The organism is Pseudomonas sp. RIT357 (genome assembly GCF_000632245.1).
Lineage (GTDB): Bacteria > Pseudomonadota > Gammaproteobacteria > Pseudomonadales > Pseudomonadaceae > Aquipseudomonas > Aquipseudomonas sivasensis.
The window spans coordinates 241,603-253,643 of record NZ_JFYX01000034.1; the positions used below are offsets into that span (position 1 = coordinate 241,603).

Here is a 12,041-nt window from a genome sequence, read left to right on the forward strand (position 1 = left end):
CAGAGCCAGCGTTATTCGGTGTGCCCGCTGATGCGTTTTCCCCAGGCAATGGCCGTGGCGGTCAACTGTTGTTCATCCATGCGGGTGAGTTGCCGATCGTCGAGCAACTGCTTGCCGGCGACCCAAAGGTGTTTCACGCAATCGCGCCCGGTGGCATATATAAGCTGTGAGACCGGATCGTAGATCGGTTGTTGCGCCAGCCCTGTGAGATCGAAGGCGACCATATCCGCCGCCTTGCCCACTTCCAGGGAGCCAATCTCCCTTTCCAGGCCCATGGCCCGCGCACCGTTGAGCGTAGCCATACGCAATGCACGGTGCGCGTCCAGCGCGGTGGCCGAGCCGGCGACGGCCTTGGCCAGCATCGCAGCGGTGCGGGTTTCGCCCAACAGGTCCAGGTCATTGTTGCTGGCAGCGCCATCGGTGCCGATGGCCACATTGACCCCAGCCTGCCACAGACGCTCCACCGGGCAGAAGCCGCTGGCCAGTTTAAGGTTGGATTCCGGGCAATGGATAACGCTGGTGTTGCTTTCTACCAGCAAAGCCAGGTCGTCCTCGCTGATTTGAGTCATATGAACGGCCTGGAAGCGCGGCCCCAGTAATCCGAGGCGGCCCAAGCGTGCCAGCGGGCGTTCGCCGGTCTGTTCGACGGCTTGCTGCACCTCGAAGGCGGTTTCGTGCACGTGCATATGGATCGCGGCGTCCAGCTCTTCGGCGATCACCCGAATCTTTTCAAGGTTGGCATCGCACACGGTATAGGGCGCGTGGGGGCCGAACGTAATCTTGATGCGCGGGTGGTGCTTGAGGTCGCCGAACAGCTCGATGCCCTGGCGGATCGCCTCATCGGCGGTACTGGCGCCGGGAATCGGGAAGTCGAGGATCGGAATCGCGATCTGTGCACGCATGCCGCTGTTGTGCACGCAATCGCTGGCGACCTTGGGGTAGAAGTACATGTCGGAGAAGCAAGTGATGCCGCCCTTGAGTTGCTCGGCGATGGCCAGGTCGGTGCCATCACGCACGAAGGCTTCATCGACCCACTTGGCTTCGGCGGGCCAGATGTGTTTTTCCAGCCAGGTCATCAAGGGCAGGTCATCGGCCAGGCCGCGAAACAGGCTCATCGCCGCGTGCCCGTGGGCGTTGATCAGGCCTGGGCTGAGCAGCATCCCCGGCAGTTCGCGCACCTCAGTGGCTGACAGCTTCAAGGCAGCGGCCCGCGGCCCGATAAAGGCAATGCGTCCATCGCGGATGCCCACGCCATGTTCCTTGAGCACCACGCCAGCAGGTTCGACAGGTACCAGCCAGGTTGGCAGTAGCAGTAAGTCGAGCGGGGCGGCAGTGGAGGTCATCGCAGGCTTCTTCCCGGGCAGCTACAAAAGAAGCGCGAAGTATACCCGAGCGTCCTGGCTGGCGGATCGCTATAATCGGCGGCTTTTGTTCATGAGTGCGGAGTAAGGGATGCGCGACCGACTGTTGGCAGCGGAGAAAGTGAAGGCCATCGATTGGCGTGATGGCACGCTGCACCTGCTCGATCAGCGTGCCTTGCCGTCCCAGGAAAACTGGGTGGCCTGCTCCACGGTCGACGACGTGGCTGCCGCCATTCGCACCATGGTGGTGCGTGGTGCGCCGGCCATCGGTATCAGTGCGGCCTATGGCTTGGTTCTGGCCGCCCGTGATCGTATCGCCGAGGGCGAAGACTGGCAGGCTGCGTGGGAGGAAGATTACGCGCTGCTGGCCGATACTCGTCCCACAGCGTCGAACCTGTTCTGGGCCCTCAAGCGCATGCGCGATCGCCTGGATCGCATCAAGATGCACGCCGATCCGCTGGCAGTCCTGGAAGCAGAGGCCATCGCGATCCATGAAAGTGACCGCGAAGCCAACCTTGTGATGGCGCAGTTGGGCGTTGAGCGGATTCGCAAGCACCAGGGTAACGCTCAGGCGATCCTGACCCATGGCAATGCCGGCGCGTTGGCGACGGGCGGTGTCGGCACGGCCCTCGGGGTTGTGCGTGCGGCCTTCTTGGAGGGCTTGGTTGAACACGTCTATGCCAATGAAACCCGGCCCTGGCTGCAAGGTTCGCGGCTGACGGCCTGGGAGTTGGCGGGCGAGGGCATCCCTGTCACGGTCAATGCCGACTCGGCGGGCGCGCATATCCTCAAGACCAAAGGCGTGACCTGGGTGATCGTCGGGGCTGACTGTATTGCGGCCAATGGAGATGTGGTCAGCACGATCGGCACGTACCAGTTGGCCGTGTGTGCCATGCATCACGGCGTGCGGTTTATGGTGGTAGCGCCGAGTTCGACCTTGGATCTGATGATGGCCACTGGCGAAGATGTTGCGTTGGAAGAGCGCGATCCCGGTGAGCTGCTGGAGGTCAACGGGAAGCGCCTGGAGGTTAATGCGTTTAACCCGGTATTTGATGTGACTCCGGCCGACCTGATTGATGTGATTGTGACTGAGAAGGGCGTGGTTGAGCGGCCGGATACGGCGAAATTGGCCAAGCTGATGTGCCGTAAGCGGCTGCATTGAGGGCTGCGGTGTCTGTGAAATGGCTACCGGGGGCAAGCCCCTCCCACACTTGAATGGCGAACACAGTCAAAATGTATGAGGGGGCTTGCCCCCGATTGGCCCTGAAAGTCAATAAAACCCTCGGATCCGCCCTCAAAAAAAAGCACCACCCCATCTCTGAGCCCCTCTCGTCCCCCTCAAGCCTGTCATCCGTCAAATTACTAGTCTCCATGCGCATCAGGGGGATAGGTGCGTGGCGGCGATTGTGATAACATCCGGCGGTTTCCAGGGCCGCCCCGAGGGGTTGCCTATAACGTGCAGATCCGTGTCATAACTCGTTGATTTGTCGTAAGTCGTTGTCAGGCACTCTGTCGGCAGCGGCGAGCTTCGTTCGTCCCATATGGATGTGACGAGGTTTCACCCGAAAAAGGAATCAGGCTTCTCATGGGCGAACTGGCCAAAGAAATCCTCCCGGTCAATATCGAAGACGAGCTGAAACAGTCCTACCTCGACTACGCGATGAGCGTAATTGTCGGTCGGGCACTGCCTGATGCGCGCGATGGCTTGAAGCCCGTGCACCGGCGTGTGCTGTTCGCGATGAGCGAGCTGGGTAACGACTGGAACAAGCCGTACAAGAAATCTGCCCGTGTTGTCGGTGACGTGATCGGTAAGTATCACCCTCACGGCGACACTGCGGTGTACGACACCATCGTACGTATGGCCCAGCCGTTTTCCCTGCGCTACCTGCTGGTAGACGGCCAGGGTAACTTCGGTTCCGTCGACGGCGACAACGCCGCTGCCATGCGATACACCGAAGTGCGCATGACCAAGCTGGCGCATGAGCTGCTGGCTGACCTGCACAAAGAAACCGTGGACTGGGTGCCGAACTACGACGGCACCGAAATGATCCCGGCTGTCATGCCTACCCGGATCCCCAACCTGCTGGTCAACGGTTCCAGCGGTATCGCCGTGGGCATGGCGACCAACATCCCGCCGCACAACCTCGGTGAAGTCATCGACGGTTGCCTGGCCCTCATCGACAACCCTGAGCTGACCGTCGATGAGTTGATGCAGTACATCCCGGGTCCGGACTTCCCGACCGCCGCGATCATCAACGGTCGCGCCGGCATCATCGAAGCCTACCGCACCGGCCGTGGCCGCATTTACATGCGCGCCCGCTCGATGATCGAAGACATCGACAAGGTCGGTGGCCGTCAGCAAATCGTCATCACCGAGCTCCCTTACCAGTTGAACAAGGCGCGTCTGATCGAAAAGATCGCCGAGCTGGTTAAAGAGAAGAAACTCGAAGGCATCACCGAGCTGCGCGACGAATCCGACAAAGACGGTATGCGCGTAGTGATCGAGCTGCGTCGTGGCGAAGTGCCTGAGGTGATCCTCAACAACCTCTATGCCCAGACCCAGCTGCAAAGCGTGTTTGGTATCAACGTGGTTGCCCTGATCGACGGCCGCCCGCGCATCCTGAACCTCAAGGATCTGCTGGAAGCCTTCGTGCGTCACCGTCGCGAAGTAGTGACCCGCCGTACCGTATTCGAACTGCGCAAGGCCCGCGAGCGTGGTCACATTCTGGAAGGCCAGGCGGTTGCGCTGTCGAACATCGACCCGGTTATCGCCCTGATCAAAGCCTCGCCGACACCATCGGAAGCGAAAGAAGCGCTGATCAAGATGCCGTGGGAATCCAGCGCCGTCGTGGCGATGGTCGAACGTGCCGGTGCTGACTCGTGCCGCCCGGAGACACTGGACCCGCAATACGGTCTGCGTGACGGCAAGTACTTCCTGTCGCCGGAACAGGCCCAGGCTATCCTGGAACTGCGTCTGCACCGTCTGACCGGCCTTGAGCACGAGAAGCTGCTGGCCGAGTACCAGGAAATTCTCAACCAGATCGGCGAGTTGATCCGCATCCTCAACAGCGCCGTGCGCCTGATGGAAGTGATCCGCGAAGAACTGGAAGTAATCCGCGCCGAATACGGCGACGTGCGCCGCACCGAAATCCTCGATGCCCGTCTCGATCTGACCCTGGGTGACATGATCCCGGAAGAAGAGCGCGTGGTTACGATCTCCCACGGCGGCTATGCCAAGACCCAGCCATTGGCTGCGTACCAGGCCCAGCGTCGCGGCGGTAAAGGTAAATCGGCTACTGGCGTGAAGGATGAGGACTACATCGCTCACCTGCTGGTCGCCAACAGCCACACCACGCTGCTGCTGTTCTCCAGCAAGGGCAAAGTGTACTGGCTCAAAACCTACGAAATTCCGGAAGCGTCCCGCGCCGCCCGTGGTCGTCCGCTGGTCAACCTGCTGCCACTGGACAGTGATGAATACATCACCACCATGCTGCCGGTAGACGAATACACCGAAGGTCACTTCATCTTCATGGCAACTGCCAAAGGCACCGTGAAGAAGACCCCGCTCGAATCCTTCAGCCGCCAGCGCAGCGTGGGCCTGATCGCCCTGGAACTGGACGAAGGCGACGTATTGATCAGCGCGGCCATCACCGATGGCGAGCGTGAAGTCATGCTGTTCTCCGACGGCGGCAAGGTCACGCGCTTCAAGGAATCCGACGTTCGCGCCATGGGCCGTACCGCCCGCGGTGTGCGCGGCATGCGTCTGCCGGAAGGGCAGAAGCTGATTTCGATGCTGATCCCGGAAGAAGGCAGCCAGATCCTCACCGCTTCGGCGCGTGGTTATGGCAAGCGTACGGCCATCGGCGAGTTCCCCGAGTACAAACGTGGTGGCCAGGGCGTTATTGCCATGGTCAGCAACGATCGCAACGGCCGTCTGGTCGGCGCGGTACAGGTGCTCGACGGCGAGGAGATCATGCTGATTTCCGACCAGGGCACCCTGGTACGTACCCGTGTGGCTGAAGTGTCGAGCCTGGGTCGCAACACCCAAGGCGTGACGCTCATCAAGCTGGCCAGCGACGAGACACTGGTAGGCCTGGAGCGTGTCCAGGAACCATCGGAAGTTGAAGGCGAAGAGCTGGACGAGGCCGATGCCGAGTTCGCACGTGAGGTCATGGCGAGTGGCGATGATATCGTCGACGAGCCAACCCTCGATGCTGCCGCAGACGAAGAAGAACCGCAGGAATAAGCGGACACAAAGGGGGCGGATGAAGATTCGCCCCCTTGTTGTTTGTCCCTTGTGAAATATTGAAATCCCGATTTATTGCACCACCCCACCAGATCAGAGTGAGATTGGATGTGAGCAAGAGAGCCTATAACTTCTGTGCCGGTCCCGCGGCGCTTCCTGAAGCAGTCCTGCAGCGTGCGCAGGGTGAACTCCTCGACTGGCATGGAAAAGGCCTCTCTGTGATGGAAATGAGCCATCGCAGCGATGAGTTCGTATCCATTGCTACCAAGGCCGAGCAGGATCTGCGCGACTTGCTGGGCATTCCATCCGATTACAAAGTGCTGTTCCTGCAGGGTGGCGCGAGCCAGCAGTTCGCCCAGATCCCGCTGAACCTGCTGCCGGAAGACGGCACTGCCGACTACATCGACACCGGTATCTGGGGGCAGAAGGCTATTGAAGAGGCCTCGCGCTACGGTCACGTCAACGTTGCCGGCACCGCTAAGCCCTACGACTACTTCGCCATCCCAGGTCAGAACGAATGGAAGCTGTCGAAGGATGCGGCCTACGTGCACTACGTCGCGAACGAAACCATTGGCGGCCTGGAGTTCGACTGGGTGCCGGAAGTCGGCGACGTTCCGCTGGTGTGCGACATGTCCTCGGACATCCTCTCGCGGCCTATCGATGTGTCCAAGTACGGCATGATCTATGCCGGCGCGCAGAAGAACATCGGTCCAAGTGGCATCCTGGTTAACATCGTTCGTGAAGACCTGCTGGGCCGCGCCCGTTCGCTGTGCCCGACCATGCTCAACTACAAGGTCGCAGCCGACAACGGATCGATGTACAACACCCCGCCGGCGTTCTCCTGGTACCTGTCCGGCCTGGTATTCGAGTGGCTGAAAGAGCAGGGCGGTGTCGCCGCCATGGGCAAGCTCAATGAAGAGAAGAAGCGCACCCTGTACGACTTCATTGACGCCAGCGGCCTGTATAGCAACCCCATCAATCCAAGCGACCGCTCGTGGATGAACGTGCCGTTCCGCCTGGCTGACGACCGTCTGGACAAACCATTCCTGGCCGGTGCCGACGCGCGCGGCCTGTTGAACCTCAAGGGCCACCGTTCGGTGGGTGGCATGCGCGCCTCCATCTATAACGCTGTCGACATCCACGCGATCAATGCGCTGGTTGCCTACATGGCAGAGTTCGAAAAGGAACACGGCTAATGTCTGAACAAGAGCTCAAGGCCCTGCGTGTACGCATTGACAGCCTGGATGAGAAAGTCCTGGAGCTGATCAGTGAACGTGCGCGGTGCGCCCAGGAAGTGGCACGGGTGAAGATGGCGTCCCTCGCTGAAGGCGAAGTGCCGGTGTTCTACCGCCCCGAGCGTGAAGCTCAGGTGCTCAAGCGCGTGATGGAGCGTAACAAGGGGCCGCTGGGCAACGAAGAGATGGCGCGGTTGTTCCGTGAAATCATGTCGTCGTGCCTGGCGCTTGAGCAGCCGCTGAAGGTTGCTTATCTCGGTCCTGAGGGTACGTTTACCCAGGCGGCGGCCATGAAGCACTTCGGCCACGCTGTGATCAGCAAGCCGATGGCGGCCATCGACGAAGTGTTCCGTGAAGTGGCGGCCGGTGCGGTGAATTTTGGCGTGGTGCCAGTGGAAAACTCCACTGAAGGCGCGGTCAATCACACCCTGGACAGCTTCCTTGAGCACGACATGGTGATCTGCGGCGAAGTCGAGCTGCGTATCCACCATCACCTGCTGGTGGGCGAGAACACCAAGACCGACAGCATCAGCCGCATCTATTCCCACGCCCAGTCCCTGGCCCAGTGCCGAAAGTGGCTGGATGCCCACTACCCGAATGTCGAGCGCGTGGCGGTATCCAGCAACGCCGAAGCGGCCAAGCGTGTCAAAGGTGAGTGGAACTCGGCGGCGATTGCCGGTGATATGGCCGCAGGTCTTTATGGCTTGACGCGTCTAGCCGAAAAAATCGAGGACCGTCCGGACAATTCCACGCGCTTCCTGATGATCGGCAGCCAGGAAGTGCCGCCGACCGGCGACGACAAGACCTCGATCATCGTCTCGATGAGCAACAAGCCTGGCGCGCTGCATGAACTGCTGGTGCCGTTTCACGACAACGGGATTGACCTGACGCGCATCGAGACTCGTCCTTCGCGCAGCGGTAAATGGACGTACGTGTTCTTTATCGATTTCATTGGCCATCACCGCGACCCGCTGGTCAAAGGTGTGCTGGAGAAAATCAGTCAAGAGGCCGTGGCGCTCAAGGTGCTGGGCTCTTACCCGAAAGCGGTTTTGTGAGGCGTTAACATGAGTGGCAACTTCCTCGCCCTGGCTCAGCCGGGCGTGCAACAACTGTCGCCTTACGTTCCGGGCAAGCCTGTGGACGAGCTGGCGCGTGAGTTGAACCTGGATCCGTCGAAGATCGTCAAGCTGGCGAGCAACGAGAACCCGCTGGGCCCTAGCCCCAAAGTGCTGGCGGCGATTCGTGAGGAACTGGCCGAGCTGACCCGTTACCCGGATGGCAACGGCTTCGCCCTGAAGTCGTTGTTGGCGGAAAAGTGCCGGGTCGATCTGAACCAAGTGACCCTGGGTAACGGCTCCAATGACATCCTTGAGCTGGTCGGTCGCGCTTACTTGGCGCCAGGCCTGAATGCGGTGTTCAGTGAACATGCGTTCGCGGTTTACCCGATTGTCACTCAGGCCGTCGGTGCTGATGCGCGCGTGATTCCTGCCAAGGATTGGGGGCATGACTTGCCAGCGATGCTGGCAGCAATCGACGCCCAGACCCGCGTCGTGTTCATCGCCAATCCGAATAACCCGACGGGTACCTGGTTCGATGAGCAGGCGCTCAACGAATTCCTGCAGGATGTGCCCGAGCACGTGCTGGTCGTGCTGGACGAGGCCTACATCGAATACGCAGAAGGTAGCGACCTGCCGGACGGCCTGGATTTCCTGGCGGCGTATCCGAACCTGCTGGTGTCGCGCACTTTCTCCAAGGCTTACGGCCTTGCTTCGCTGCGGGTTGGCTATGGTCTGTCCACGGCGGTGGTAGCTGATGTGCTGAACCGAGTACGCCAACCGTTCAACGTCAACAGCCTCGCCTTGGCGGCGGCTTGTGCGGCGGTGAAGGATGCCGAGTACCTGGAAGAAGGTCGGCGCATCAACGAAAACGGCATGCTGCAGTTGCAGGAAGGCTTGCGTGAGTTGGGCCTGGGCTGGATTCCGTCCAAGGGCAACTTTATATGCGTCGACCTCGGCCAAGTGGCCGCGCCTGTTTTCCAGGGTCTGTTGCGCGAAGGTGTGATCGTGCGTCCGGTGGCTAACTACGGCATGCCCAACCACCTGCGCATCACCATCGGCTTGCCGGCTGAAAACAGCCGCTTCCTGGAAGCGCTGGCCAAGGTTCTGGCTCGTGGTTGATGTCACTGCATTGCAACCTGCTGTGCCTATGATCGGTCGCCTGGTGGTGGTCGGCCTGGGGTTGATCGGCGGCTCCTTCGCTAAAGGCCTGCGTGAAAGTGGGCTATGCGGTGAAGTGGTCGGCGTCGACCTGGACCTTCAATCGCGCAAGCTAGCGGTTGAGCTGGGCGTGGTGGACCGCTGTGAAGCGGACTTGGCGCTCGCGTGTCATGGCGCGGATGTGATCCAGCTAGCGGTACCGATCCTGGCCATGGAGAAGTTGCTGGCGTTGTTGGCGGGTATGGACTTGGGGCAGGCGATTCTCACGGATGTCGGCAGTGCCAAAGGCAATGTGGTGCGCGCGGCGCAACTGGCATTTGGCGGGATGCCCGCGCGCTTCGTACCGGGCCACCCGATTGCTGGTTCCGAGCAGAGCGGGGTGGAGGCGTCCAATGCGCAGTTGTTCCGTCGGCATAAAGTGATCCTGACGCCGTCGGAGCAAACCGATCCCGCTGCGTTGGCGGTGGTGGATCGTCTGTGGCGTGAGTTGGGGGCGGACGTCGAGCATATGCAAGTCGAGCGCCATGACGAAGTGCTAGCGGCAACCAGTCATTTACCGCATTTGCTGGCATTTGGTCTGGTGGACTCTTTGGCCAAGCGCAATGAGAACTTGGATATTTTCCGCTACGCAGCCGGTGGTTTCCGCGATTTCACGCGAATTGCCGGCAGCGACCCGGTGATGTGGCACGACATCTTTCTCGCCAATCGCGAAGCGGTGTTGCGTACTCTGGACACTTTCCGCAGTGATCTCGACGCCCTGCGCGATGCAGTGGATGCGGGTGATGGTCATCAATTGTTGGGCGTGTTCACCCGTGCGCGGGTGGCGCGTGAGCATTTCAGCAAGATCCTGGCGCGCCGGGCCTATGTGGAAACCGCTGTGAGCGCCGACGAGTTGACCTTTGTCGCCAACCCGGGTGGCCGCCTGAGCGGGCGCATCCGTGTGCCGGGCGATAAGTCGATTTCTCATCGGTCAATCATGTTGGGCTCATTGGCCGACGGCGTGACCGAGGTCGAAGGCTTCCTTGAGGGCGAAGATGCTCTGGCGACCTTGCAGGCGTTTCGTGACATGGGAGTGGTCATTGAAGGTCCGCACCATGGGCGCGTGACCATTCATGGCGTGGGCTTGAATGGCTTGAAGCCGGCGCCGGGGCCGATTTACCTGGGGAACTCGGGCACGTCCATGCGGCTGTTGTCCGGCATGCTGGCAGCGCAAAGCTTTGACAGCGTGTTGACTGGCGATGCGTCGTTGTCCAAGCGCCCAATGAGCCGCGTGGCCAAGCCGCTGCGGGAGATGGGCGCAGTGATCGAAACCGGGCCGCAAGGACGTCCACCGCTGACCATTCGTGGTGGGCAGTCGCTCAAAGGTTTGGACTATGTGTTGCCGATGGCCAGCGCCCAGGTCAAATCCTGTTTGTTGCTGGCCGGGCTATACGCCAAAGGCAAGACCGCAGTGACCGAGCCAGCACCTACTCGCGATCATACCGAGCGCATGTTGCGCGGTTTTGGCTATCCCGTGAGGGTGCAGGGTGCTACCGCAGCGGTTGAGTCGGGTCATACGCTGACTGCTACCCGTATTGAGGTGCCGGGGGATATTTCCTCGGCGGCGTTTTTTATGGTGGCTGCGTCGATTGCCGAGGGTTCCGAGTTATTGCTGGAACATGTCGGCATCAACCCTACCCGTACCGGGGTGATTGATATCCTGCGGCTGATGGGGGCAGATATCAGTCTGGAGCACCAGCGCGAAGTCGGTGGAGAACCTGTCGCAGACCTGCGTGTGCGTGCTGCCGTTATGAAGGGGATCGAGATCCCAGAAGCGCTCGTGCCGTTGGCCATTGATGAGTTTCCGGTGTTGTTTATTGCGGCGGCCTGCGCTGAAGGTCGGACCGTTTTGCGTGGGGCTCAGGAGTTGCGCGTGAAGGAGTCCGACCGTATTCAGGTGATGGCCGACGGTCTGCTCACGCTAGGCGTGAAGTGTGAAGCTACCCCTGATGGGATTATCATTGACGGTGGCCTGATGGGCGGTGGTGAAGTCCATGCCCATGGCGATCACCGGATTGCCATGGCGTTCAGCGTAGCGTCCCTGCGGGCGACTGCGCCGATCCGTATCCGCGACTGCGCCAATGTTGCTACGTCCTTTCCGAATTTTCTTACACTGTGTGCCCAAGTCGGCATCCGTGTTGCCCAAGAGGCTCAATTGTGAATATCAAAGCACCGGTGATTACCATCGACGGGCCAAGCGGCTCGGGCAAAGGCACCATCGCCGGCATCCTGGCCAAGCGCCTGGGTTGGTGTCTGCTGGATTCCGGCGCGCTGTACCGGTTGCTGGCGTTTGCCGCACGCAACCATGGCGTAGACCTGACCAATGAAGAGTCCCTGAAGCTGCTGGCGGCGCACCTAGATGTGCAGTTCGTCGGGGCGACGGAAGGTCATCCCCAGCGCATCATCCTGGAAGGGGATGATGTGACGGATGATTTGCGCAACGAGCAAGTCGGTTCCTGGGCATCCCAGGTTGCCGCGCTCCCAGCTGTGCGTGACGCGTTACTGCAGCGTCAGCGGGCTTTTCAGGAGCCGCCGGGCCTTGTGGCCGATGGTCGCGACATGGGTACTGTAGTGTTTCCCGAGGCACCGCTGAAGATTTTCCTGACGGCCAGCGCCGAGGAACGAGCTCGCCGGCGCTACTTGCAGTTGAAGGGCAAAGTCGATGGTGTTAGTCTGTCGAGTCTGCTAGATGAGATCCGTGCACGCGATGAGCGTGATACCCAGCGTGCAGTAGCCCCGCTAAAGCCGGCGGCTGATGCCATACAGTTGGATTCCACGGAGTTGTCCATCGAGCAGGTGCTGGAACGCATCTTGAGTGAAATCGCCATTCGCGATATCGCCGGGTGATCAAGAAGGCCGCAGGAGACCAGTCATAGTCCTGCGGTGGCTTCTTTTAACTGAAACTGACCCACGCCGTCTGGGGTGTGGAGATGGGCGTATTCTT

8 protein-coding genes are annotated in these 12,041 nt (G+C 60.5%); 7 read left to right on the forward strand and 1 reads right to left on the reverse strand.

Annotation, left to right across the window (positions count from 1 at the left end):
* Window positions 1-11: 11 nt before the first annotated feature.
* On the reverse strand, window positions 12-1,343 hold the full coding sequence (locus BW43_RS08725) for a TRZ/ATZ family hydrolase (RefSeq protein ID WP_032888905.1): 1,332 nt from the start codon (window positions 1,341-1,343) through the stop codon (window positions 12-14).
* Between the two features lie 109 nt (window positions 1,344-1,452).
* Here BW43_RS08725 and mtnA point away from each other — a divergent pair, with 109 nt between their 5' ends.
* The 7 genes from mtnA (at window position 1,453) to cmk (ending at window position 11,944) form a co-directional block, all read left to right on the forward strand.
* Window positions 1,453-2,523, forward strand: a complete 1,071-nt coding sequence (mtnA, locus tag BW43_RS08720) for an S-methyl-5-thioribose-1-phosphate isomerase (protein ID WP_032888908.1) — start codon at window positions 1,453-1,455, stop codon at window positions 2,521-2,523.
* A gap of 423 nt (window positions 2,524-2,946) precedes the next feature.
* Window positions 2,947-5,607, forward strand: coding sequence for a DNA gyrase subunit A (gene gyrA, locus BW43_RS08715; protein WP_032888910.1), 2,661 nt, complete (start codon window positions 2,947-2,949; stop codon window positions 5,605-5,607).
* A gap of 110 nt (window positions 5,608-5,717) precedes the next feature.
* Window positions 5,718-6,803, forward strand: coding sequence for a 3-phosphoserine/phosphohydroxythreonine transaminase (gene serC, locus BW43_RS08710; protein WP_032888912.1), 1,086 nt, complete (start codon window positions 5,718-5,720; stop codon window positions 6,801-6,803).
* A complete protein-coding gene (gene pheA, locus BW43_RS08705) occupies window positions 6,803-7,897 on the forward strand; it encodes a prephenate dehydratase (protein WP_003172650.1) in 1,095 nt (364 codons plus the stop codon). The genes serC and pheA overlap by 1 nt, the downstream gene beginning before the upstream one ends.
* A 9-nt stretch (window positions 7,898-7,906) precedes the next feature.
* Window positions 7,907-9,019 carry a histidinol-phosphate transaminase gene (gene hisC, locus BW43_RS08700; protein WP_032888914.1) on the forward strand — a complete coding sequence of 371 codons (1,113 nt, stop codon included), beginning with the start codon at window positions 7,907-7,909 and terminating at the stop codon, window positions 9,017-9,019.
* 28 nt (window positions 9,020-9,047) lie between these two features.
* Window positions 9,048-11,258, forward strand: coding sequence for a bifunctional prephenate dehydrogenase/3-phosphoshikimate 1-carboxyvinyltransferase (locus BW43_RS08695; protein ID WP_032889287.1), 2,211 nt, complete (start codon window positions 9,048-9,050; stop codon window positions 11,256-11,258).
* Window positions 11,255-11,944, forward strand: a complete 690-nt coding sequence (gene cmk, locus BW43_RS08690) for a (d)CMP kinase (protein ID WP_003172653.1) — start codon at window positions 11,255-11,257, stop codon at window positions 11,942-11,944. Before BW43_RS08695 ends, cmk begins: the two co-directional genes overlap by 4 nt.
* Window positions 11,945-12,041: the final 97 nt, after the last annotated feature.

Coding starts and splice junctions, on each gene's coding strand:
- BW43_RS08725 (WP_032888905.1), bottom strand. CDS start 1,343: ATGACCTCCACTGCCGCCCCGCTCGACTTACTGCTACTGCCAACCTGG.
- mtnA (WP_032888908.1), top strand. CDS start 1,453: ATGCGCGACCGACTGTTGGCAGCGGAGAAAGTGAAGGCCATCGATTGG.
- gyrA (WP_032888910.1), top strand. CDS start 2,947: ATGGGCGAACTGGCCAAAGAAATCCTCCCGGTCAATATCGAAGACGAG.
- pheA (WP_003172650.1), top strand. CDS start 6,803: ATGTCTGAACAAGAGCTCAAGGCCCTGCGTGTACGCATTGACAGCCTG.
- hisC (WP_032888914.1), top strand. CDS start 7,907: ATGAGTGGCAACTTCCTCGCCCTGGCTCAGCCGGGCGTGCAACAACTG.
- BW43_RS08695 (WP_032889287.1), top strand. CDS start 9,048: ATGATCGGTCGCCTGGTGGTGGTCGGCCTGGGGTTGATCGGCGGCTCC.